Source organism: Paraburkholderia sp. SECH4 (assembly GCF_030511745.1).
In the GTDB taxonomy this organism is placed as follows: domain Bacteria; phylum Pseudomonadota; class Gammaproteobacteria; order Burkholderiales; family Burkholderiaceae; genus Paraburkholderia; species Paraburkholderia madseniana.
The window spans coordinates 139390-162128 of record NZ_JALOCP010000001.1; the positions used below are offsets into that span (position 1 = coordinate 139390).

Annotated in this window: 18 protein-coding genes; 6 read left to right on the plus strand and 12 right to left on the minus strand. The window is 61.0% G+C overall.

Translation table 11 applies throughout. From position 1 onward, the window contains the following. Nucleotides 1–61: 61 nt before the first annotated feature. Nucleotides 62–1105, plus strand: a complete 1044-nt coding sequence (locus tag M0D67_RS00590; protein WP_154559740.1) for a 2-dehydropantoate 2-reductase — start codon at nucleotides 62–64, stop codon at nucleotides 1103–1105. Nucleotides 1106–1519: 414 nt separating this feature from the next. Here the strand turns inward: M0D67_RS00590 and M0D67_RS00595 are convergent, their stop codons facing one another. The 6 genes from M0D67_RS00595 to M0D67_RS00620 form a co-directional block, all read right to left on the minus strand. Continuing rightward, nucleotides 1520–3013 carry an aldehyde dehydrogenase family protein gene (locus M0D67_RS00595; RefSeq protein WP_154559739.1) on the minus strand — a complete coding sequence of 498 codons (1494 nt, stop codon included), beginning with the start codon at nucleotides 3011–3013 and terminating at the stop codon, nucleotides 1520–1522. A 63-nt stretch (nucleotides 3014–3076) separates the two neighbouring features. After that, on the minus strand, nucleotides 3077–4507 hold the full coding sequence (locus tag M0D67_RS00600; RefSeq protein ID WP_171926044.1) for an amidase family protein: 1431 nt from the start codon (nucleotides 4505–4507) through the stop codon (nucleotides 3077–3079). Between the two features lie 52 nt (nucleotides 4508–4559). After that, nucleotides 4560–4940 carry a cupin domain-containing protein gene (locus M0D67_RS00605; RefSeq protein ID WP_154559737.1) on the minus strand — a complete coding sequence of 127 codons (381 nt, stop codon included), beginning with the start codon at nucleotides 4938–4940 and terminating at the stop codon, nucleotides 4560–4562. A gap of 73 nt (nucleotides 4941–5013) precedes the next feature. Further along, nucleotides 5014–6306 carry an FAD-binding oxidoreductase gene (locus tag M0D67_RS00610; RefSeq protein ID WP_171926043.1) on the minus strand — a complete coding sequence of 431 codons (1293 nt, stop codon included), beginning with the start codon at nucleotides 6304–6306 and terminating at the stop codon, nucleotides 5014–5016. 57 nt (nucleotides 6307–6363) lie between these two features. Beyond that, complete coding sequence (locus M0D67_RS00615) at nucleotides 6364–7902, minus strand: DUF3138 family protein (RefSeq protein WP_154559735.1); 1539 nt, start codon at nucleotides 7900–7902, stop codon at nucleotides 6364–6366. A 35-nt stretch (nucleotides 7903–7937) separates the two neighbouring features. After that, nucleotides 7938–9059 carry a polyamine ABC transporter substrate-binding protein gene (locus M0D67_RS00620; RefSeq protein ID WP_266236828.1) on the minus strand — a complete coding sequence of 374 codons (1122 nt, stop codon included), beginning with the start codon at nucleotides 9057–9059 and terminating at the stop codon, nucleotides 7938–7940. Nucleotides 9060–9348: 289 nt separating this feature from the next. On the opposite strand from M0D67_RS00620, the gene M0D67_RS00625 reads away from it, so the two are divergent. Then, a complete protein-coding gene (locus M0D67_RS00625) occupies nucleotides 9349–10191 on the plus strand; it encodes a LuxR C-terminal-related transcriptional regulator (protein ID WP_154559733.1) in 843 nt (280 codons plus the stop codon). Nucleotides 10192–10296: 105 nt separating this feature from the next. Here the strand turns inward: M0D67_RS00625 and M0D67_RS00630 are convergent, their stop codons facing one another. Beyond that, complete coding sequence (locus tag M0D67_RS00630) at nucleotides 10297–11151, minus strand: LysR substrate-binding domain-containing protein (protein WP_154559732.1); 855 nt, start codon at nucleotides 11149–11151, stop codon at nucleotides 10297–10299. A 105-nt stretch (nucleotides 11152–11256) separates the two neighbouring features. Between M0D67_RS00630 and M0D67_RS00635 the strand changes: the two genes are divergently transcribed. After that, on the plus strand, nucleotides 11257–11961 hold the full coding sequence (locus tag M0D67_RS00635) for a haloacid dehalogenase type II (RefSeq protein ID WP_154559731.1): 705 nt from the start codon (nucleotides 11257–11259) through the stop codon (nucleotides 11959–11961). A gap of 83 nt (nucleotides 11962–12044) precedes the next feature. Here M0D67_RS00635 and M0D67_RS00640 read toward each other — a convergent pair whose 3' ends face one another. Continuing rightward, nucleotides 12045–13166, minus strand: a complete 1122-nt coding sequence (locus M0D67_RS00640) for a branched-chain amino acid ABC transporter substrate-binding protein (RefSeq protein ID WP_154559730.1) — start codon at nucleotides 13164–13166, stop codon at nucleotides 12045–12047. 313 nt (nucleotides 13167–13479) lie between these two features. Further along, a complete protein-coding gene (locus M0D67_RS00645) occupies nucleotides 13480–14883 on the minus strand; it encodes a PLP-dependent aminotransferase family protein (protein ID WP_266236832.1) in 1404 nt (467 codons plus the stop codon). Nucleotides 14884–15064: 181 nt separating this feature from the next. Here M0D67_RS00645 and M0D67_RS00650 point away from each other — a divergent pair, with 181 nt between their 5' ends. The 3 genes from M0D67_RS00650 (at nucleotide 15065) to M0D67_RS00660 (ending at nucleotide 18938) form a co-directional block, all read left to right on the plus strand. After that, nucleotides 15065–16474: a glycerate kinase gene (locus M0D67_RS00650; RefSeq protein ID WP_154559728.1), complete on the plus strand. Its 1410-nt coding sequence runs from the start codon at nucleotides 15065–15067 to the stop codon at nucleotides 16472–16474. A 1-nt stretch (nucleotide 16475) separates the two neighbouring features. Then, nucleotides 16476–17750: an enolase gene (locus tag M0D67_RS00655; protein ID WP_154559727.1), complete on the plus strand. Its 1275-nt coding sequence runs from the start codon at nucleotides 16476–16478 to the stop codon at nucleotides 17748–17750. 66 nt (nucleotides 17751–17816) lie between these two features. After that, nucleotides 17817–18938 (plus strand): tyramine oxidase subunit B, encoded by a 1122-nt coding sequence (locus M0D67_RS00660; protein ID WP_154559726.1) that lies wholly within the window; start codon nucleotides 17817–17819, stop codon nucleotides 18936–18938. Between the two features lie 90 nt (nucleotides 18939–19028). Here M0D67_RS00660 and M0D67_RS00665 read toward each other — a convergent pair whose 3' ends face one another. The 3 genes from M0D67_RS00665 to M0D67_RS00675 all read right to left on the minus strand — a co-directional run bounded on the left by M0D67_RS00665 (nucleotide 19029) and on the right by M0D67_RS00675 (nucleotide 22690). Then, nucleotides 19029–20252, minus strand: a complete 1224-nt coding sequence (locus M0D67_RS00665) for a PLP-dependent aspartate aminotransferase family protein (protein WP_154559725.1) — start codon at nucleotides 20250–20252, stop codon at nucleotides 19029–19031. Further along, nucleotides 20221–21660, minus strand: coding sequence for an aldehyde dehydrogenase family protein (locus tag M0D67_RS00670; protein WP_154559724.1), 1440 nt, complete (start codon nucleotides 21658–21660; stop codon nucleotides 20221–20223). The genes M0D67_RS00665 and M0D67_RS00670 overlap by 32 nt, the downstream gene beginning before the upstream one ends. 91 nt (nucleotides 21661–21751) lie before the next feature. Continuing rightward, nucleotides 21752–22690: a PhzF family phenazine biosynthesis protein gene (locus M0D67_RS00675; protein ID WP_308112552.1), complete on the minus strand. Its 939-nt coding sequence runs from the start codon at nucleotides 22688–22690 to the stop codon at nucleotides 21752–21754. Nucleotides 22691–22739 lie beyond the last annotated feature (49 nt).

The window sequence follows — 22739 nt, forward strand, 5'->3', positions numbered from 1 at the left end:
GACCGCGTTTGCCGATTTAACGCAACGCGGATGTAATCTGGTAGGTCACGTGAGAACCTGTATGGCAAAGATCTTTATCTACGGTGCCGGCTCTATTGGTTGCTATGTCGGCGGACGGCTTCTTGCCGGAGGGAGCGACGTCAGTTTCATTGGACGTGCACGCGTGGCCGACCAGTTGCGCAATCAAGGCATCACGCTGTCGCGGCACGACGATAGCCGCTGGCATGCCCCGTCGGAACGCATCGACGTATCGACGGACGCGGCAAGCGCCGCCGCTGCCGATCTCGTGCTCGTCACCGTCAAGTCTGCCGCGACGCCCACCGCCGCGGCCGAACTGGCGAACGTGCTACGCCCCGGCACGATCGTCGTGAGCTTCCAGAACGGCATTGGCAATGCGGACGTGCTGCGCGCCGCGCTGCCACAGCACACGGTGCTGGAAGGGATGGTGCCATTCAATGTCGTCGAACGCGGCCCGGGTGCGTTTCATCAAGGTTCAGCGGGAGAACTGGAGATCAGGCATACGCCGGCCATGCAGCCGTTCGTCGAAGAATTCAGGAGAGCGGGTCTGCCGCTGATCCAGCACGCCGACATGTTGCCGGTGCAGTGGGCGAAGCTGTTGCTCAATCTCAACAATGCCATCAACGCGCTGGCGAACCGGCCTTTGAAGGAAGAGCTCTCGCAACGCGCCTATCGGCTTTGCCTCGCGATGGCGCAGAAAGAAGCGCTCGCGCTGCTGAAGCGGGCCGGCATACGACCGGCCAGAGTGACGCCGCTTCCAGCCACGTGGATACCGCGTGTTCTCAGCGTGCCTGATGCGTTGTTCGAACGGCTGGGCCGCACGATGCTGACGATCGATCCGCTCGCGCGCTCGTCGATGTCCGACGACCTGGCGGCCGGGCGCGCCACGGAAATCGACTGGATCAATGGCGAGGTCGTGCGTCTCGCCCAACGCCTCGGGCAAACGGCACCAGTCAACGCACGGCTATGCGAACTCGTGCGCGAAGCCGAGCGAGCCGACGTGCGCCCTTCATGGTCAGGCGAAGCATTGCTGGCTGAGATGCGGGCCGCGGCGCATACCACCTTGCCATTGCCCGCAAAAATCTGAACGCCGGCGCACACGCACAAGGTCGCGGCCATGCCATCAATGGAGTAGATTGATGTCTTGGTCACGCCCCCCGGCGTCTGACTTGGGAGAGAACCATGAAAAGTCGTTACGCGGTTTCGCTGGCAGTCGCTGCAAGTCTTGCTGTGTCATTCGCTTTCGCCCCGGAAGTCGTGGCACAGACAGGCACCCCCGGGACGAAGCAGATGCAGGACACGCAACGGAAAGCCGAACAAAAGGCTCATAGCGCAGGCAAGAAATCTCACCACAAGACCACTCCCCAGAAAGTCGCGCCTCAAAAGGCCGGAAGCACCGAGGCGGCATCCGCCCCTTAGTTTCCGGTTGTCAGCCGTTGCGGGGGGCTCAGCGGGCTATTAGATCGCGCCGAAAAACTTTCGGTGCGAGCCTGAACATCACCTAGCGCAGCCGCACGATCGTCGACTTCAACTCCGTATATTTCTCGAGCGCGTGCAGAGACTTGTCGCGGCCGTTACCCGACTGCTTGTAACCGCCGAACGGAAAATTCATGTCGTCGGCCCCTTCGTTGTAGCCGTTAATCCAGACTGTTCCTGCGCGCAGGCGCCTCGCCACCTCGTGCGCAGTCGCCAGATCGCCCGACCATACGGCAGCCGCGAGGCCGTATTCAGTGTCGTTTGCGATGTGCACCGCTTCGTCGACGTGATCGAACTCGATCACGGACAGAACCGGCCCGAAGATTTCTTCCCGGGCAATCTTCGCATCCGGCTTGACCTCGAACACGGTCGGTTCGACATAGAAGCCGCCGGTTTCCTCCCTGACTCGCGCGCCGCCCGTCACAAGCCGGCCTTCCCGGCGACCTGCGTCGATATAGGCCGCCACGCGCTCGAACTGGATACGGTCGACGATAGGTCCCATCGTCACCGACGGATCAAGCGGATGACCCGGCTCATAGGCATGTGCCGCAGCGGCCACCTTCGCGACGAACGCGTCCTTGATATCCCGGTGCACGAGGAGCCTCGAACCCGCCGTGCACACCTCGCCCATGTTGAAGAAAATCGCGTCGGCCGCCGCCTTCGCTGCGCGATCGAGATCGGGGTAATCAGGCAGCACGATGTTCGCTGACTTACCCCCGAGTTCGAGCCACACGCGCTTCAGATTGGATTGCGCCGCGCATTCCATGATCTGCCTTCCGGTCCTCGTCGAGCCGGTGAACGCGATGCAGTCGACGCCGTGGTGCAGCGCGAGCAACCTGCCTGGTTCGGCGCCACCCGGCACGACGTTGAATACACCGGGCGGCAGGCCTGCCTCGTGCGCCAGGCGGGCGACGCGAATCGCGGTGAGAGGCGATTTCTCCGATGGTTTGAGAACCACACTGTTACCGACAGCAAGCGCCGGGGCGAACTTCCACGCCGCCATCAGCAGTGGAAAGTTCCATGGCACCACCGCAGCGACGACACCAACGGGCTCGCGTGTCACGAGGCCGACGAGATGATGGTCGGCCGGCACGATCTCGCCGCCCATCTTGTCGATCGCCTCGGCATACCATTCGACACAGTGCGCTGCAGCCGGTATGTCGATGGCCGTGGTGTCGCCGATCGGCTTGCCCGCATCGAGCGTTTCGAGCAAAGCCAGCTCCTCGAGGTGCTCACGCATCAAGGCAGCCCAGCGCAGCAGCACGGCCTTACGATCGCGTGGATTCATGCCCGCCCATACCTGCGTGTCGAATGCCCGCCGGGCCGCCGTCACGGCCGCGTCGACATCCGCTTCACCGCAGTCAGCGACCTGGACCAGCACGCGGCCATCGATCGGGCTCACACAGGCGAATGTCTTTTCGCTGTGAGCGTGGCGCAGCGCACCATCGATAAATGCACGCCCTTCGATTTCCATGCCGGCGGCTTTATTCTGCCAGTCTGAGAAAGTTTTCTTATTCATCAGGATGCCTATATTCACCATTGTTTGACAGGCACACCACGTGCCTCGTTACCTGTCCTCGTCTCAACCCGCGAAACGCGTCGCCGAACCGACTGGATCGATCGGTGTGCAAATTCCCGCGCGCGCTTCGATCACTTCACCCGCGGCGAGACACAGCGCCTCCTGAAAGCGGCCGGCGACAAGCTGAACGCCCATCGGCACACCGTCGCGCACGCCGGTCGGCACGGACAGCCCCGGCAATCCGAGCAGCGCGGTCGCGATCAGCGGACTCTGCATGTCGAGGATGTGCCGCATCGCGTCGTCGCCGCGCTGGTCCTCGTCGATCGCGAAAGGCTGCGCGCATGAGACCGGCATCAGCAGCAGCGGATAGCGCTCGAAGAAATGCTGCCAGTCGCGTAACAGCCCGGTGCGTCGCGCCAGACCGTTCATGTAGCCAGCCAGGTCGAGCGGCGCGGCAAGCCGGCGCTGGCTGCCGAATGCCGTACGAATCGCGTCGTCGCCATGCTGCATGATGACGTCGCCGAGACCACCCCTCGCTTCATTAGTGACGAGGTCCAGCCATAGCGCGCTCGCTTCGGTCATCTGCGGTGGGACGGCTTCTTCGACGATGCAGCCCGCCTCCTCGAGCCAGCCTGCCGCCTGCCGGATCGCGTCGACGACCGCAGCGTCGGAACGGAGGCCCGGCAGTTCCGTACAGACGGCGACACGCGCAGGAAGCGGCGCGCGCTGGCCAGGCGGCTCTACCGGCATCCACCATGCGTCGCGCGGATCACCGCCTGCCATCGCCTCCAGCGCAATGCGCAGGTCGCCGACCGTTCTCGCCAGCGGTCCCTGCACCGACGCGAGCTGGACAGCAAGCGTCCGGTCTTTTACCTGCGTCGGGTTGTACGCGGGTACGCGGCCGGTGCTCGGCCGCAGTCCCGCGACACCGCATGCGTAGGCCGGGTAGCGGATCGAGCCGCCGAGGTCATTGCCGTGCGCGATCGCGCCGATACCAGCGGCAACCGCAGCCGCTGCCCCGCCGCTGGAGCCCCCCGGCGTTAGCCGCGGATTCCATGGATTCAGCGTGCGGCCATGCAGGTCGTTGTCGGTGAACCAGCGATATGAGAACGCCGGTGCGTTACTGCGGCCGATCACGATCGCGCCAGCCTTGCGCAGGTTCGCGACCACAGGGCTGTCCTCCCCCGCGACGAGATCCTTGAACGCGCTCACGCCGTTAGTCGTCGCGCGGCCAGCCATATCGACATTGATCTTGACCGTCACCGGCACGCCGTGGAGCGGTCCGACCGGCTCGCGCCGCGCGATCGCCGCATCGGCCTGCGACGCGGCCAGCAGTGCGCTGTCGGCCAGCACGTCGACAATCGCGTTGATGCGCGGATTCACATCCTCGAGCCGCCGTAGACAACTCTGCGTGAGTTCCGCCGACGACACGTCGCGACGCGCGACGCGTTCGACCATTTCCGTAGCGCTCAGACGCCACAAATCCTGAGTCATGTCATGCTCCTGGTTGATTCCGATGATTGACGTTGCAAGTCGAACTGTCGCGCTATGCGTGGGACGGCTCGACTTGCGGGGCGTGCGACGCATAGATCTTCCTGCACGCCTCCACGACCTCCCAGGTGCCGCGAAAGCCCGAGGGAATTACGAAGCGATCCCCGGCGCGCAGCACCTTTTCGCTCCCCTGCATGTCACGCACGATCACCACGCCACTCAACATCTCACAGTACTCGGATTCGTCGTACTCGATCGTCCAATGGCCGGGCGTGCTCTCCCAGATGCCGGAACTGAACTGTCCGCAAGCACTGATGTAGTGATGCGTGAGCGTCTGCATCGGATTGCCGGCCAGCAGCAGCCCGCGCGGCACGCGGGACTGGGTCAGATCCGCGGGGTCCCGCATCAGGTCCACGATATGGGTGATGTCTGTCATAAGCGCCTCGAAGGTGTGCAATGTTCGATTCAGGTCGGTTGCCGCGCGGCCGGACGAACCGGCTGGCACCGGCTCAAAACGCGTCCATCATCCGGTGCCAGGTCATCGCGAGCATCAGCATCGGCGAGCGCAGCAGGCGTCCGCCCGGGAAGTCGCGGTGTCGGATCTTGCCGAACAGGTCGAAGCGGGCCGCCTGCGCATCGATCGCTTCCGCAATGAGCCGGCCCGCGAGTCCCGTGACGTTCACGCCGTGCCCGGAAAACCCTTGTGCGAAATACACGGTCGGCTCGAGGCGGCCGAAATGCGGCGCGCGATTCATCGTCGCGTCGACGAAGCCGCCCCACGCGTAGTCGATCTTCGCGTCAGCGAGCTGCGGAAACGTCTTGAGCATGTCCCGCCGCATGGCGGCGGCGAGCTCGCGCGGCGTGCGGGTCGAGCTGCTCGCCTTGCCGCCCCACAGCATCCGGCGATCCTTCGTCAAGCGGAAATAGTCGAGCGCCGCATTGCAGTCGCTGATCGCCACATCCGTTGGCATCGTATCGCTCGCCCTTGCGTCGCCGAGCGGTTCGGTCGCAATGAGGTACGTCGCCACCGGCATGATCTTGCGCGCAAGCGCCGGCGCGAGCCGGCCGAGGTAGGCGTTACCCGCGAGCACGACGTAGCGCGCGTCCACCTGCCCGCGCGCGCTCGTCACGCGATGACCTTGCGCGGTCTTCCCGATTGCCTGCGCGCTCGTGTCCTCGTGGATCGACACCCCCGCGTCACGTGCCGCGCGCGCCAGGCCGAGCGTGTAGTTGAGCGGATGCAGATGACCGCTGCCGTCGTGGTGGAGCCCACCCAGGTAGCGATCCGAAGCGACGACCTGACGCATCTCGTCACGCTCGACATACCGGTACCCGCGATAGCCGAAGCGCAACTCGGCGGCTTCTGCCCAGGCACGCAGCGCGTCGACATGGCGCGGCTTGTTTGCCGCGGTCAGGTAGCCGAACGTCAGGTCGCAATCGATCTGATGCTTCGCGACCCGCTCCTTGACGAGCTCCACCGACTCGAGCCCCATCGCCCAGACGCGCCGCACGTCTTCTTCCGGCATGAAGGACGAGAACGTATCGATGTCACACGAATAACCCGCGATCAGCTGGCCGCCGTTGCGGCCGCTCGCGCCCCAGCCGATCTTCGACGCCTCGAGCAGCACGACCGAGTAGCCGCGTTCGGCGAGATTGAGCGCAGTGGAAAGGCCTGTGAGCCCACCGCCGATCACGCAGACGTCGGCGGATACCGATGCATCGAGCGTTGGATGAGACGTCCGGTCGTTCGCGGTAGCCGCGTAATAGGACGGGACGTGCGTCTGATTTTCAAACTTGAGCATGACAAAACCTCGCGATCCGCAGCGGCCCTGTTTCCTCAGGCCGGCGCCGGCATCGCATCAGAAAGAGTAGAGGAATTGCGCGGCAAGCAGGTCGTTCGACCTGGCATACGTACCGTCATTGCGCAGGAACACCTGACGGTTCGCCCAATCGTGCCGGTATTCGACCTTCACAGTGATCTGCTGGGTCGGATAGAACAGCAGGTCGAGCGCGGCGTCCTGGCGCGTCGCGCCCTTGCATTCGAAGCCGTGATTGCTCGATGCCCCGAGGCAATTCACGTCGATGCCGAAGCCGTTATACGGATCCATCCCGTTGCCGTTGAGGGCGATCCCACCACCCCCGCCACCGTTCTTGCTGTCAACCAGCAGGTCGTAGCGCGCCGTCACGCCCATTCGCCCGATCACCGGCAGCCTGAACTTCCGATGCGCGAGCAGCGACAATCCGTACCACTGCGCCTGGCCGCCGTTCCACGCGGCATTCTGCTGCTGGCCGTAGTCGATTTCGGCGTTGTACTGGACGTCGGCCAGCGCGTACGTCATATCGGCTTCGGTGAAGAAGAACGTGCCGTAGCCGTTCGGCGCCTGGCCGCCCCAGCCGTAGCTGACCGAGCCTGTCGATGGGTCGATCGCGCTCGGCAGCGTCTGCCGGCCGATGCTGAACGAGCCGCCGACGTCGAGCTGGCTGCCGCGCAGATAGTCCACCCGCGCGCTGAACGTCGGCATGCGATTGCTCGTCGTGATCGGATCGCCGAACGCGTTCGTGCCGGTCTGCGTCACCGAGCCGGCGGTGCGGAACTGCTCGTTGCCGAGCACGAACTTCCATGCCCATTGGTCACCGGTGTAGTTGACGCCGGCGCCGATCGAGCTGCCCGGATCCGAGAAGTCATACAGCAGGTTGTGCGTGAGCGTCAGCATCTGGTTCGACTGCTGCATCTCGTAGCCGCTCAGCCCCGGCATCAGTCCGGCGACGACCGACGTGGTCGGCGTCAGCGGCACCGTCGCGATCGCGGTATTCAAAATGTTGAACCCGCTTTCGCTGTGTTCGTTCATCAGGTACATCCCGGCGCCCCGGTTTGGCATCAGGGTCACCTCTACGGAGGGCGCCATCGGACCGACGCCGAACATCTTCTTGATATCGAGGTACAGATCGCCGAACGTGCTGTTGTAGTACTGGTATGCGTTCTCGTGGTTCGCAAACTGGAATGACGACGTGCCTGCCGCTCGGTTATACAGATAGGTAGGATCGATGTAGCCGGTCACCGACAGCCCCGCGATCGGGCCGGTCCGAGCGGCGTCGGTCAGCGCGTCGACTTTCAGCTGCTGGTTCGCGGTCTGCTGCTTCAACTCGGCAACCTCGTCGTTGGTCAGCACCGCCGGCGCCTGGCCGTAGTCCGCCGACGACGGATCGGCAGCGGCCGTGCGCGCCGGCGCCGGCGTGGACACGGGCTTCGCGGCAAGCTGCGACTGCAGCCCTTTGACCTCCTGCTGCAGCGCAGCGAGTTGCCGCTGCAGCGCCTTGATCTGATCGCCGGTCGGACTCGCTGCGGCCAGCCCCGGCAGCACCCCAGCCACCAGCACGCTGATTAACCTCTTCTTCATGAAACGTCCCTCTGTTGTTATTTGCTTCGGATTCCTCAACCACCCGACTTCAACCGCAGCCACAAACGGTTCTGCAGCCGTGTGATCTCCGCGCTTATCGGCATCGCGAGCGCCATTCTGGCGAGCACGCTGTCAGGCAGGTAGACGTCCGGATCCTGGGAGATCTCCGGTTTCACGAACGGGCGTGCGGCCTTGTTCGCGGTCGGATAGGCAATCTCGTTCGTGATTGCCGCGTTGGTCTTCGGGTCCTCAATGTAGTTGATCCACTTCAACGCCGCCTCGGGATTCGGCGCATCCTTCGGGATCCCCATCACGTCGAACCACAGCAGGCCGCCTTCCTTCGGATTCACGTAGCGGATCTGGTATCCGTGTTTCGCCTCCACCGAGCGCCGACCCGCGAGGCTGACATCGCCAGACCAGCCGAGCACCACGCACACGTCGCCGTTCGCGAGATCGTCCGCATAGCCCACCGAATTGAACTGCGTGATGTACGGACGAATCGTCTTCAGCACCTCGTAGGCCGCCTGATAGTCCGCCGGGTTCTTGCTCTCCGGATCCTTGCCCATGTATTGCAGCACCGCTGAGAATGCCGCGTCAGGCGCGTCGAGCAGCGACACGCCGCAGCCCTTCAGTTTCGACACGTTCGCCCGATCGAACAGCAGCGCCCAGCTATCGGTCGGCGCGTTGTCGCCAAGCCGCTTCCTGACCGCCTCGACGTTGTAGCCGACCCCCGTCGTGCCCCACGCCCACGGCACACCGTACTGGTTGCCCGGATCGGCCTTCGCGACCATCTTCATCAGCGCCGGGTCGAGGTTCGCAAGGTTCGGGATCTTCGACTTGTCGAGCTTCTGGTAGACGCCCGCCTGGATTTGCCGCGCGAGGTAGTTCGACGTCGGCACGACGATGTCGTAGCCGGAACTGCCGGTGAGCAGCTTGGTCTGCAGTGTGTCGTCGCTGTCATAGCTGTCGTAGCGCACCTTGATGCCGGTCTGCTTCTCGAAGTTCGGCACCGTGTCCTTCGCGATGTACTCGGACCAGTTGTAAACGTTCAGATTGGTGTCGCCGGCCAGCACGGACTGGCTAGCCGCGAACGCGAGGCTGGCTGATGCGGCGAAGACGATCCTGATGACCGGGCAGCGACGAAAACGGGCACGCATAGGAAATCTCCTGATAGTGTGAATTGGCCGCTCCGACCCATGCGGATGCCGCCGGTAAGCAAACTCGTCAATGCGTCGCGAGGCGATCGTCGACGTGCGGACTGAACGCCGTGTCTCCTTCGGTTCAGCTTGTAGAGCACTGTAAAGATCGTGGTACGGGTCGTCTGTCCCGGGAACAAAGGACAAGCTTCATCGCCGATAACGGTGGTTTGGGTGCATTCCCGTGTAGGCATGGGGAATTTGTCGTGGTACCAGTAGCGCCACCCAGAATTAACCGAGAACAGAAGTGATGAACGCCGCGCCCCCTTCCCCGGATCTCCAGCTCAGTCAGGTCGCGTTCGTGACCGAGACGTTGGGCGACATCGCGCAGGCCGTCGGCGCTCCGCAGTTCATGCAGGTCGTGTATGAAAGTCTCGTGCGCTTCGTCGACTTCGACGCGGTGCATCTGGATTACGAACGCGTGTCTCCGTCCGGCCAGCGCAGCATCGGATGGATCGGGAGCTTCGGCCGCGATCGTGAGCTTGTCGAACAGGTGATGCGGGACTATTACCGGAGCTACGCGAGCGAGGACGCGACCTATGAGGGAATCGCAGACAGGCGCGATGTGCAGTTGATCCAGATCTCCGCGCAGAAAGTCGCGAGCGAGCTCCGGCATCTGTTCTTCGACATCGGCAACATCCACGATGAATGCGTGGTCTTCGGCGTGACGAACGGCACGCGATACTCGATATCGATGGCGCGCTCACGGCGCCTGCCGTCGTTTTCGCTGAAGGAGTTGAGCCTGCTGAAACAGTTCGCGCACGTCGTGCTGCCGCTGGCGGCGGTGCACAAGCGGCTGATCGGCGCGATCTCGCCGGACGACGGCCGCCCGGATACGTCGGACAACAATCTGCTCGCGCAGTGGCTTCCGCAATTGCACGGCAAGCTGACGTCGCGCGAAACGCATGTGTGCTCGTCGTTCATCCAGGGAATGACAACACCGGCGATCGCGCAATCGATGGGACTGAAGCCTTCGACCGTCGAGACCTATGCGAAGCGGGCGTTTGCGAAGCTAGGTGTCGATTCGCGGCGGCAGTTGATGGCGCTCGTGCTAAAGAGCGCACCGCTGCGGTATGGCAGCGATGGGGTGTAGTGGAAAGCGTGCAACCCGGGCTGATCCGGAAGCATTCGGCTCGCGATAAGCGCTACCGCGCCCCGCCCGGATCGCAGCGGGCACCTAAGCGAACTCATGGCTCACTCAAGCCTGTCTAACCTTCTGCGTCAGAAAGTCGACCAGATCCTGCTGCACCGTGTCGAGCACGTCGCCTGCGCCGACCAGCGCCAGTTCTGTTGGTGGCAGTGGCGGCATATCAGTGCATATTCGATGCTCGGGCAAAACCGCCGACCTGGGTAACACCGTGATGGCCAACCCTGCGGCAACGGCAGCCTGAATCCCCGTGAGACTTTGACTGCCGAACGCTACTCGCCACGCACGCTTTGCCTTGTCGAGGCTGCGAATCGCGCGCTTCCGGTAGATGCATCCGTCGGGGAAAAGCGCAAGCGCAATGGGCTCATCCGAATCCGGTTTCGGCGACACGGTGTCCCGGCCGCGTACCCAGACAAGTGCCTCTGGCCACGATGCGAAGCAGTCGCCACTACCAGGTTCGCGTTTGACGAGAGCAATATCAATTTCGCTGGCGGAAAGCTTTTGCTGCAAAACCGCGCTCATGCCCGCAAACGTTTCAAGTCGCGCATCCGGACGGATTTTCAGAAAACCGGAAAGCATCGCTGACATACGTCGCGCGTCGAAGTCTTCCGGAACGCCTATCCGCACCGGCGAAAGCTGCACATCTCGCCGGAGCGCCTCCTGCGCCTCCTGAGACAGAGCCAGTAACCTGCGCGCGTACTGCGTGAGCAATACGCCATGCTCGGTGGCAGTCACATGGCTACCGGTGCGGTCTCGAAGAAGCAACGGTCGCCCAACGGATTCTTCGAGTTTGCGCACCTGTTGGCTTACTGTCGATTGCGTGCGATGTACGCGTTCACCGGCACGAGTGAAACTGCCCTCATCAACGACGCAAATCAGCGTCTTCAGCAGCTCGAGGTCAAACATGATTCGTCATTTACCTTTTAACTAAGGATCAGCAGTTTATTTAATTTTCCAATATAGAGCATTCAGCCTATCCTGCAAGACCTTCTCTACTAGACGGAGTCAATGATGTCACTGAAGGGTACGCGGCGGCCGACATGGCTGACTTTTGACTGCTACGGCACGCTCATCCAATGGGACGAAGGTTTGCTTGCTGCAGTGCGAGAGATACTGGGTAGTCGCGGGGCGACTGAAGTCGAGGCGTCCAGGTTTATCGAGGTGTACGACCGGCATGAACATGCGCTCGAACAAACGCCGCCGCATCGCTCCTTTCGGGACGTCTCGGGCCAGGGGTTACGTCTTGCGCTGGAGGAGTTCGGGCTCGACGGCAGCGAAAAGGACGCCACGGTGCTCACATCGCGAATTTCGGCGATGCCGCCGTTTCCCGAAGTCGTCAGCGCGCTCGGGGAGCTGAAGGCGATGGGGTTCCGTCTTTGCATCGTGTCGAACACCGACGACGACATCATTGCAGGCAACGTCGCACAACTAGGTGGTCATATCGACCGCGTGGTGACCGCACAGCAGGCAGGCGCATACAAGCCCGCACCACGTTTGTTCGAGTACGCTCACGAATTGCTCGATGTATCGAAGGACGATGTCGTCCATATCTGTGCCAGCCCGCATCTTGATCACTCCGCGGCACGAGACATCGGATTCCGGTGTGTCTGGATAGATCGCGGCACGGGTCGGAAGCTACTGCCGGATTACACACCTGAGGCTACACTCAAGACGCTGGACGAAGTGCCACAGCTTTTCGCGACACTTGGCTGGTAGTCGTTTCGCTGAATACAAAACGAGCGGCTTCTCGCCGCTCGTTCGCTGTTTTTGAGGTTTTTGCGGAGCGTTTTTGCCGAGCTTCAGCGGATCGGATTGAGGGCGTCGCCCGACACCTTGTAGACCGTTACCGGCGCGTCGATCCACTCACCGGTCTTGTCGAAAGCCACTCTTCCGACCAGGGTCGAGAATTGCGTCTGTTTAAGCAGCGGCACGAACTTCTCAGGGTCGGTTGAATTCGCGGCTTTAATGGCTTGTGCCACAACCATGGTTGCCGAGTAGAAAGCCGGCGAGTAGATATCGTTCTTCGCGCCGAACTTCTGTTCATATCGGGTCGCAAAATCGGCACCGCCCTGCAATGTGGCCAGCGGCGCGCCGCCTTGAGCGCAGTATCCCCGGCCATCCAGCGATCCTGCAGCGAGCTTCGGCATGTCGACGGAGCAGATGCCGTCGCCGCCGAGAATCGGAATCTCGAGCCCTAACTGTTTGGTCTGTCGTCCGATCGAAGCAGCCTGCGCGTAGTAGCCGCCGTAGAAGATGACGTCCGGACGTTCGGCTTTGATGTGAGTCAGGATCGCGTTGAAATCGGTGGCCTTGTCGTTCGAATACTCCCGCCCGACAATCTCGAGACCATTCTTCTTCGCCGTGGCGACGAATACATCGGCGACTCCCGAACCGTATGCGGTGCGATCATCGATCACTGCCGCGCGCTTCGCGTGAAGCACGTTCGCGGCGTATTCGGCCATGCGCGCGCCCATCACATTGTCGCTGGCGGCGAGACGAAACACATACGGAAAGTTCTGCTGGGTAACAGCCGGGTTCGATGCCGCGCCGGTGATCATCGGGATGCGCGCATCGTTATAGATACGCGATGCGGGAATCGTCACCCCGGAGTTGTAGTGGCCGATGACCGCTTTCACTCCCGAATCAACCAGCTTCTGGGCGACGGATACGCCGGTCTTGGGATCCGCTGCATCGTCCTCCGACACCACGGCGAACGTGACAGCCTGCCCGTTGATGATCATCGGCTTGCGGTTCAGGTCTTCGACCGCGAGCCGGACACCTCGCTCATCGTCCTTGCCGAAATTCGACTGCCCTCCCGTCAACGGACCTGCAACGCCCACCTTGACGACTTCCGCTTGCGCAGTCATGCAGATGGTGGATAGCAATGCAGCGAACAAGGCCGAAGTCTTAATACCGTCCATGAATCTTTCTCCTCGCAGTGATCGATTGGTAACCGGCTCTCGCATCATGTGATCCGATATCCGCATTCACTTCTATGGAGCGCCTGCGCCCCAGAAGTCTGCGTATTCTTTTGGTTCAAATTGCCACGCGACATGCACACTCGCCGACGCGCACCCCTACCTGTGCAGTTAGTAAGACCTGCACAGTTGCTGGGGTGTTTTGCTGGAGCAGAATTGCGCCGACGGGATGGAGACGGACAAGGCTGGTTTCGCGAACGGCATTGGCTGGCCGCCAATACCGTTCCGGAAAGGACGCTACTGTGAAGCGAAAACGTTAACGCGCAACGGTTTCCGCCAGGAAAGAAAATAGCCGGTCGAAGTTGCTATGCGCCACGTTGAATCGCAACCAGCCCGTCTTTACGCGTCCGCCGTAAAACAGATGTCCTGGCGCCAGCAGGATACGTTTGTCGAGAGCGCGCTCGGCCAGTTCCGCCGAATCCAGCTCGACGCCAGCCGGCCTCGCCCATACGAACATGCCGGCACGAGGCTCGCAAAAGATCTCAAACCCGATTGCTTCGAGCCGGCGACAGACCCGTTCCTGAGCGGTTGCGAGACGCTCTCGCAACTGTTCCGTCTGTTTGCGAAAATGCCCTTCTGCCAGTATCGCGCTCACTAGCCGTTCCGTGACGGTTGGCGTCGACATGCCCGACACCAGCTTCTGATAGAGCAGACCTTCGAGGATTCCAGCCTCTGCGACCACGAAACCGACGCGCAGACCCGCGCCGATTGTTTTGGAGAAGCTGCCGATATAAATGACGTGTCTCAGTTGATCCATCGAAGCCAGCGTCACGTGCGAACCTTGCACCAGGCCGGCGGAGACATCGTCCTCCACGATCAGGCAGTTGTGGCGTTCCGCAGCTTTTAGCAATTTGAAGGCCGCCGCGGAGCTGTAACTCGCTCCAGTGGGATTGTGAAGCCGGCTATTCGTGAAGTAGACCTTTGGACGGCGCGTTTCGAGCACCGTCTCCATGACGGAAATGTCGGGTCCGGTAGGCGTCATCGGTATCCCGATGCTTTCGACCTCGCGCAAGCGCAAGGCAACGAGCAGGTCGCTATAGCACGGCTCATCGACCATGACCGCGTCGCCCGGTTGGGTGAATTGGCGTATGACAAGGTCTAGCGACTGATTTGCGCCCAGCGTCGTCATGACCCCGCCGGCATCCACCTCGATTTCATAGTCCGACAGCTGTCGGGCTATCTGTTCCCGCAATGGCTCGTACCCCCGCGCGTGCCCATAACCCAGCAGGCTCTCCGGCTGCAACGCGAGTTGTCTGAGCGCCCGCGCGAGACCATCGCTGTCAAACCATGGCTCCGGAAGCCAACCGGCTCCTGCGTAAATCGCCCCTTCATCCGCGCCGAGAAAGTTTCGCAATAGCCAGCCATTGGTCACGCTCTCATCGAGCCTTTCGGCGACTTTCCGCGGCGCGTTGTGGCTCCGCTCAGAGACGTAAAAGCCCGATCCGCGCCGCGCTTCCAGTACGCCCTGCGCGACCAGCCGATCGTAGGCCTCGACGACCGTGAAGGTCGACACACCGTGCGCCCCGGCGAATGCACGGATGCTCGGCACGCGCGCACCTGGTCTCCAGCGCTTTTCAGCAACTTCATTCATCACCCCGGCCACGATCTGCACGGTAAGCGGCGTATCCGATCGGGAATCCAGCGTCAAAACGGGTTTCATCGTGGCCACACAGGGGAAGAACTCGGACGGACGACTAAAAATGTGTAGAGGTGCCGGGCCCTCTACAGCTATCTCGCGACCCCACCAAGTGTACATGTATCTGTGCAGGCCATTTGCCTAAATTGATAGCCATCCCGCCCGACTCTCTCTGTGGCGACAACTCTCACTGTCTTTCCTCAGCATGAACAAGATACGAAATGCAAACGCGATCCTCTCGCAAGGCGACTCGCCCTCCAGACAAGTCGTGCTCGAGATTGCCGATCGCACACTCGAGCGCCTGGACAGCTATCGGCGGATCAGAAACATCATGCGCATGGACGGTACCGTGTTGCATGTTGGAACCCGCTCATGGGATCTATCGCTGAAGCGCAACGTGTACCTGATCGGGGCCGGCAAGGCCTGCAATCACATGGCCATGGCGGTAGATCATGTGTTGGGAGACTTCCTGACCCAGGGGATCGCGATCGTAAAGATCCTGGAGGAAACCGATCGATTCAACAGGACCGAAGTCTTCGTGGGTGGACACCCGCTACCCAACGAAGAAGGCCACCGCGCTTCCAGGAAAATTATCGAACTCGTCGATCAGGCTGGGCCCGAGGACCTGTTCATTGCGGTGATCAGCGGCGGCAGTTCAGCACTCATGTCGTGCCCGATCGAGGGCATTAGCTTGCAGGATGAGATCGATACCACCGACGTGCTGTTGAAATCCGGCGCGGGTATTTACGAAATCAACGCCGTGCGTCGTCACATTTCGGCCTTGAACGGCGGCATGCTAGCGAAGCGCATTCAGGACGTAGGCGCCGAACTGATCGGCTTCGGTATCAGCGATGCGGTGGGCTCGCCTGCCACGGGCGATATCGCCGTGCCCTATCCGGCGTATAAAAGCACGCCGATCGGCCCCGACATGACGACGCTCGACGATGCGCGCGCAACGATCGTCAATCGCAATGTCGCCGAGCGGTTGCCTGCAAGCGTTGTCGATTATCTGATGAACGCCGGCCCTGAAGCGGAAACGCCCAAAGCGTTTCCCGACAACACCTACTTCCTGCTCAACACGCTGCCGGATTCCTGCATCTACGCCAAGGAAATCTGCGAGGAGATGGGTCTTCCGGCCATGATCGTTTCGTCCTTCCTCGAGGGCGAAAGCCGTGACGCCGGCACTTTCTTCGCTTCGATTGCGCGCGAAATCCAGACATACGGCAACCCGCTCAAACCTCCTTGTGTGCTTCTCAGCTCCGGCGAGGTTACGACGCTGATCGACGACAACAGCGTGATCAAAGGCCATGGTGGCCCAGGCCAGGAAATGGCCGTGAGTTTTGCCATCACGGCCGCGAGGACAAAGGGCGCGTGCCTGTTATCGATCGATAGCGAAGGCACGGACGGCACAGCGAACGTCGCCGGTGGCATTACCGATTCCACCAGCTTCAAGGCTGCGGCCGACAAAGGAATCAGCCTGTACCAGGCGCTGCGTGAGCACAGTTGCTTCGAGGCGCTCGATTCGATTCGCTCCACTGTTTTTACCGGTAACACCGGCACCAACCTGTGCGACCTGAACATCCTTTACATTCCTGAGCCGAAGGCGGGTGAATAACATGGAAGACAGGATCGCATCCGTCCGGGCCCAGCAGATCATCGACTGCAAATGCCGCCCCGCTGTCGAAGTCGAGATCCGCACCGAGAGCGGTGCAATCGGGCTGGGCGCCGCGCCCACTGGCACTTCGGTGGGCATGCACGAATCGTTTGTGCTGCGAGACAACGACCCGTCGACCTACAAGGGGCTAAGCGTTCATCAAGCCGTCAACAATGCGGTGAACGTGATTGGTCCGGCGCTCATCGGCATGAACGTGTTCGATCAGCGAGCCATCGACGGAAAAATGATCGCCCTTGATGGCACACCCGACAAGCGTCGTCTCGGGGGCAATACGATCTACTCGGTATCGGTTGCAGCTTTCCGCGCCGCGGCGGCCGCGCTCTCGACTCCGCTTTACAAGCACATTGCGGGTGGCGACATCCGAACGGTGCCCGTCCCCTGTTTCAACGTAATCAACGGCGGCCGATGCGAAGGACTGACGCAGGCATTCAATGAGTTCCTGATTGTTCCCTACGGCACTGATCACGTCGATTCGTCCATCGAGATGGCCGTCGCCGTGTTCCAGAAGCTCGCGGACGTGCTCACAGACTACCTGGGACATAAGCCACAGGTTGCCAGCTCCTATGGCTATGCCGCGCCGTCAGACGACCCTGAAACGATCCTCGCATTAATGCAGAAGGCCGTTGACGCGTGCGGCTATACAGGCCGGATCGCCTTCGCGCTCGATTGCGCGTCGAGCGAGATGTACAACAAGGAGACCCATACCTATCTGCTGAAAGGCAAGTGGGTGTCGTCGGACGAACTGATCGCCTACGCCAGGTACCTGACGGAAACTTTCCCCCTTATTTTCATGGAGGATCTGCTCGACGAGAACGATTGGACCGGCTACGTCAAGGCGGTTCGCGAACTCGACCGCACCATCGTGCTCGGCGACGACCTGACCGTGACCAACCCTGCCTTGCTCAGGAAAGCTTACGAACTCCGCGCCGTGAGTGGTTTCGTACTCAAGCCCAATCAGGTCGGCACGATCACTGAGGCGCTGGACGCTTATCGATTTGCAGAAGAACACGGAATGATCGCGGTGCCATCAGGCCGCTCCGGTGGCGTCGTCGATGACGTCGTGATGGACTTCTCGGTCGGCCTCCAGGTGCCGTTTCAAAAGAACGGCGCGCCGCGTTCCGGAGAACGCATCGAAAAGCTGAACTTCCTGATGCGTGCCAATGCACGCAGCCCCGGTTGCCGCCTCTATGACATCTCGCCACTTCTTCGGTTTTGACGCGCGCTGCTGATGTTTGAAACCCGCCGATATGCCACCCCACTCACTTCGAAAAGGTGAACTCAAATGTATCCGAACATCGACTTTCTCTATCTTTCAGAGCCGGACATGATCACAGCCGGCGTACTGGATGCAGCGCGTTGTGTTTCTGTCTGCGAGGAGACCTTCAGTCTTCTTGGTAAAGGCGATTACCTCATGGGCGGCGCCAATCACAACAATCACGGCCTGAACATCGTCTTCCCGAAAGAGACGAAGTTTCCCAACATGCCGGTGGCGGGACCGGACCGGCGATTCGCCGCCATGCCCGGCTATCTGGGTGGACGCTTCGATGTCTGTGGCAATAAATGGTATGGGTCGAACCATGCCAATGCGGAGAAGGGATTGCCGCGCTCGATTCTGACCATGATGCTCAACGATAAGGACACAGGGGCGCCACTGGCTCTTATGTCGGCGAATCTTCTGAGTGCGGCGCGAACCGGAGCTGTGCCTGGCGTCGCAGCGAAGCATCTGGCCAACAAGGATTCGAAGACCGTATCGGTTATCGGCTGCGGTCCGATCAACAAGGCCTGCTTCACGGCAATCATGACCCAACTCGGCGCGGTCGAGAAAGTCATCTGCTTTGACGTTTTCCTGGACAAGGCGAACGAGTTCGCCGGCTGGGTCGAGGAAAAATACCGTATCAGCGCCATCGGCGTCGACGAGGCTGAACAAGGCTTTCGTGATGCGGACGTCATCACGGTCGCGGCCTCGCGCCTGAAGCCGCTCTACTTCAAGGATGAATGGATCAAGGAAGGGGCGACCATCCTGGTGTCGGGGCCGTTCAATACAGACGAATTTTTCCTGACCGATTGCAAGATCGTTTTCGATCACACTCCCTTGCAAGAGGCGTATGTCGAGGATGCCGACGCGTCCGGGAACAAAGACGCCTACTACAGCGGTGTGATCGGCGGCCCGTTCTACCGGTTGATCGATGCCGGCAAACTGCCCGCGCTGGCGGATTCGACTGGCCTGGGCGACGTCGTCAATGGCAATAAGCCCGGGCGAGAAAATGCGGAAGAGCGAGTCATTTTCATTGCCTGTGGCATGGCTGTTTTCGACATCAGCTGGGGTTTTGAAATTTACAAGAATGCAGTGCGGCAGGGAATTGGCCAATCGCTGAATCTTTGGAAGAAGCCCAGCGCGTTGTGAGTTGACCGAACAAGGTAGGCGCGGCTTCAGTGGGGGCTACCGGCCCCCTGACGATGTGCTACCGTCAGCCACTTTCCAACGCGTTGCCAATCAGGCGAACGTCTCGTCGAGCGCCGCCTTGATATCCGCAATCAGATCGGCTGGGTCTTCGAGACCAATCGACAGACGCAGATGACCATATTCCCGGAAAACGTCCGGATAGCGCTCCGATCCGCCCCGTCCCGCCTTGCCGACGTGCACGATCAGGGACTCGTCGTGGCCAAGCGATACCGCCGAGGTAATGAGACGCAGGTTGGCCACGAAGCGATTCTGTATCTCCGGTTCACCTTCGACGGCAAAAGCCATGACAGCGCCGTATCCCATGCCACCAAACTGGCGCGACGCAAGCGCATGCTGAGGATGGGAAGGCAGTCCCGGAAACGCCACAAATTCAATGCGCGAATCCTTGTCGAGGAATTCGGCGACCCTCTGCGCGGTAGACACGTGCTGAGCCAAACGCAGTGGCAAGGTCACTGAGCCTCGCATGATCAGCCACGCATTGAAAGGCGAGATTGAACCGCCCACATCGACAAGCGCATCGGCCTTCAGACGGCGAATCGGTTCCGTACGCCCGATCACGGCTCCGCCCATCGCATCGCCGTGCCCGTTTATGTACTTCGTCAGCGCATGAACCACGAAATCCGCGTCATGTTCAAGGCCGCGAAACATCGGCGGGGGCGTGAACGTCGCGTCGATCGACAGCATGGCGCCAGCATCGTGTGCGAGCTTTGCAAGCGCCGCCACATCTGCCACCTTCGTGGTCGGATTCGCAATCGTTTCGGCATGAATCAGTTTCGTGCTCGGGCGTACAGCGTCGCGTACCGCAGCGAGGTCGCTGATGTCCACGAACGTCGCTTCGATACCGTACCGTTGCGGAAGCAGCTCACTGAAAAGACGCCAGACAGCCTCATACGTTACATCGCTGACCACGACATGATCGCCACTCTTCAGAAACGTGAAGAAGATCGCATGCAACGCAGCAACGCCCGTGCTGAAAACGGCTGCATCCTCACCGCACTCCATTGCGGCGAGCTTACGCTCGAGGCAAAGCTGATTGTGGCCAGAATTGCGGGTGTAGAACAGCGTTTGAGAATCCGACCAGTCGAGTGAAGACGGGTCATCGGGCAACTGGTACGAGTTCGCCATCACGATCGGCGTACGGATCGCGCCCGTCGTGGCGTCAACGACGTTCCCGGCATGCACGGCCTGACTGGCGAAAGAAAGGCTTGCCGGTTCGTCCTTATCAGGCCGTTGCTGACTGTTCATGGTTGCCATATACCGCCTTCCTGATGCACACGACCTTCGGTTGAGTCATTTCCTCGTACGCAAATCTGACACCTTCGCGGCCGAGGCTTCCGTACTTGAATCCCCCAAATGGCATGGCGTCGAATCGGTAGTCCGATGAATCGTTGATCATGACGCCGCCAGCGTCCAGTTTGTCGGCTGCCTTGAGCGCGGCATGCAGATCATTTGTGAAGATGCCCGCATGCAGACTGTATTCGGAGCTGTTGGCGAGCGAGAGTGCTTCATCCAGTGTCTCAATCCGCTGAAGAACGACAACCGGGCTGAATACTTCCTGCTTCCACAGGTCGCATTCGAAGCTGACGTCCTCAAGTACCGTTGGTGCGTAAAGCGAACCGTCCTGAGTATTGCCGCACAGCAGTGCGGCTCCCTGACTGAGCGCGGCATCCACCACGCGTTTCGTGCGAGCCGCTGACTGAGCCGTGATCATCGGCCCGACGTCCGTGTCAGGCAACGCGGGATTGCCCGTCTTGAGCACTTTGGTGCCGGCAACGAAACGCGTCCTGAACGCGTCATAGATGGACGACTGAACCAGAATGCGTTGCGTGCCAATACAGTTCTGGCCTGCGGCCCAGAACGCTCCTGACACACACGACGTAGCAGCGTCCTCAAGGTCGCAGTCGTTCAGAACGATGACGGGTGCATTACCGCCCAGATCCATCGCAAGCTTTTTGAGGCCTGCGGAACTGGCTATTCTCTCTCCGGTTGCGAATCCACCGGTAAACGAAACCATTCTGACGTCCCGGGATGAGACGAGTGCTTCGCCGAGCGCTGCGCCACCCGTCGCGACCGACACGACGTTCTGTGGCATGCCGGCCGCCACCAGATATCCGACGAGCTTGATCGCCGATAGCGGCGTGAGTTCGGACGGCTTGAGAACGACGGCATTGCCGCCGGCAATCGCCGGGCCGAGCTTATGCGCAACCAGGTTGAGTGGATCGTTGTACGGCGTGATCGCAACGATAATGCCGAGCGGTTCCCGGGTGAACCATCCCTGGCGGTTTTCCGATCCACCATACGCATCGAACGGCACGACCTCACCTGCGTTTCGACGTGCCTCATCGGCGGATAGCTTGAGGGTGTTCACACACCGCAGCACTTCTTTCCGGGCCTGCTTGATCGTCTTACCCGCTTCCGCGACGATGAGATTCGCAAATGCGTCCCCATCACGCTCCACGAGCGATGCGCAGGTCTCGAGCACGCGAGAGCGTTCATGACGGGACAGGCTACGGCAAACGCGCGCGCCCTCCTTCGCGGTCTGGATCAGCACTTGCGCGCCTTCCGGCGGAATGTTCACGACCGTGCCGACTTCGACGCCATCGAAGGGATTGGTGACCGAGATAAAGCCGGGCAATGAGTCAATGGGGAATTCGGAATTCATTTCGAAGCGCCTGCGTCCTTTCTTGCGAATGGGGAAAATTTCAGAAGCCAACGCGCAAACCGTTTCAGCGCGTCTCGCGTCCGGTCCCTGTCTAGAGCGTAAGCGAGCCCTCCACAGATGTGACGCAGGAACCGCCCACGCGCACATTTCCGTTCGCATCCACGCTAACCTTGATTCGCCCATCTCGACCGACGCATCGTCCCTGAGCCGCCACGTAATCTGTTCCGCCGGGCGGCAACAGTCCACGCTGCCACTGGAAAGCCGCCACGCTGCCGTTGCCGCTTCCGCAGACTGGATCCTCCTCCACGCCACAGGACGGCGCGAAGGTACGCACTTCGATTGCCGCATCGTCTCCATGCTCGCGCGGGCCGAATACGGTCAGGCCCGTGACGCCCAGGCGGCGCTCGAGCTCCGCCAACCTGACGAAATCCGGCTTAAGATTGAGTACGGTAGCGGCATCGTTCAGATGCGCCACGATCCAGATGGCGCCGACATTCACGATGCCTGGCGCAGTCTTCTGGTCCACTTTGCAGCCGAGGATCAGCTCCAGTTCCGCCACATCTGCGGCCTGCAGCGGGTCCAGCTTCGCGGGTGGCAGATTAAACGTGAGCTGGCGGTCTGCGCCTCGCTCCTCGAGCGTCAATTCGACGAGGCCGATGCCGCATTGTTGAATCAATCGACCGCTTTCGCGCGGTGTGACACGCCCCGCTTCCACGATGGCGTGAGCACTACCCAGAGTCGGATGTCCGGCGAAGGGAAGCTCGCTACGCGGCGTGAAGATCCTCAAGAGATAGTCGGCCCCGGCTGTTGTGGGCGGAAGGACAAAGGTCGTTTCTGACAGGTTGGTCCAGCGCGCGACGGCCTGCATCGCGTCAGTAGTCAGGCCCTCCGCGTCCAGTACCACGGCCACCGGATTGCCGAGAAGCGGCTTCGCGGTGAAGACGTCAACCACTTTATAAGATCGTTTCATGTTCGCCTCGTCTGACTCGCGTGGACATCTGGGTACTCTTTGGATGCAAGTGCAACACATACATCGTAGCGCGTGCAGCCCAACCATAACAGTCACAGTTTTTCGCCCA

Coding starts and splice junctions, on each gene's coding strand:
- M0D67_RS00620 (WP_266236828.1), bottom strand. CDS start 9,059: ATGCGTGCCCGTTTTCGTCGCTGCCCGGTCATCAGGATCGTCTTCGCC.
- M0D67_RS00635 (WP_154559731.1), top strand. CDS start 11,257: ATGTCACTGAAGGGTACGCGGCGGCCGACATGGCTGACTTTTGACTGC.
- M0D67_RS00645 (WP_266236832.1), bottom strand. CDS start 14,883: ATGAAACCCGTTTTGACGCTGGATTCCCGATCGGATACGCCGCTTACC.
- M0D67_RS00660 (WP_154559726.1), top strand. CDS start 17,817: ATGTATCCGAACATCGACTTTCTCTATCTTTCAGAGCCGGACATGATC.
- M0D67_RS00670 (WP_154559724.1), bottom strand. CDS start 21,660: ATGAATTCCGAATTCCCCATTGACTCATTGCCCGGCTTTATCTCGGTC.
- M0D67_RS00640 (WP_154559730.1), bottom strand. CDS start 13,166: ATGGACGGTATTAAGACTTCGGCCTTGTTCGCTGCATTGCTATCCACC.
- M0D67_RS00665 (WP_154559725.1), bottom strand. CDS start 20,252: ATGGCAACCATGAACAGTCAGCAACGGCCTGATAAGGACGAACCGGCA.
- M0D67_RS00625 (WP_154559733.1), top strand. CDS start 9,349: ATGAACGCCGCGCCCCCTTCCCCGGATCTCCAGCTCAGTCAGGTCGCG.
- M0D67_RS00650 (WP_154559728.1), top strand. CDS start 15,065: ATGAACAAGATACGAAATGCAAACGCGATCCTCTCGCAAGGCGACTCG.
- M0D67_RS00675 (WP_308112552.1), bottom strand. CDS start 22,690: ATGTGTTGCACTTGCATCCAAAGAGTACCCAGATGTCCACGCGAGTCA.
- M0D67_RS00595 (WP_154559739.1), bottom strand. CDS start 3,013: ATGAATAAGAAAACTTTCTCAGACTGGCAGAATAAAGCCGCCGGCATG.
- M0D67_RS00590 (WP_154559740.1), top strand. CDS start 62: ATGGCAAAGATCTTTATCTACGGTGCCGGCTCTATTGGTTGCTATGTC.
- M0D67_RS00605 (WP_154559737.1), bottom strand. CDS start 4,940: ATGACAGACATCACCCATATCGTGGACCTGATGCGGGACCCCGCGGAT.
- M0D67_RS00610 (WP_171926043.1), bottom strand. CDS start 6,306: ATGCTCAAGTTTGAAAATCAGACGCACGTCCCGTCCTATTACGCGGCT.
- M0D67_RS00600 (WP_171926044.1), bottom strand. CDS start 4,507: ATGACTCAGGATTTGTGGCGTCTGAGCGCTACGGAAATGGTCGAACGC.
- M0D67_RS00630 (WP_154559732.1), bottom strand. CDS start 11,151: ATGTTTGACCTCGAGCTGCTGAAGACGCTGATTTGCGTCGTTGATGAG.
- M0D67_RS00615 (WP_154559735.1), bottom strand. CDS start 7,902: ATGAAGAAGAGGTTAATCAGCGTGCTGGTGGCTGGGGTGCTGCCGGGG.
- M0D67_RS00655 (WP_154559727.1), top strand. CDS start 16,476: ATGGAAGACAGGATCGCATCCGTCCGGGCCCAGCAGATCATCGACTGC.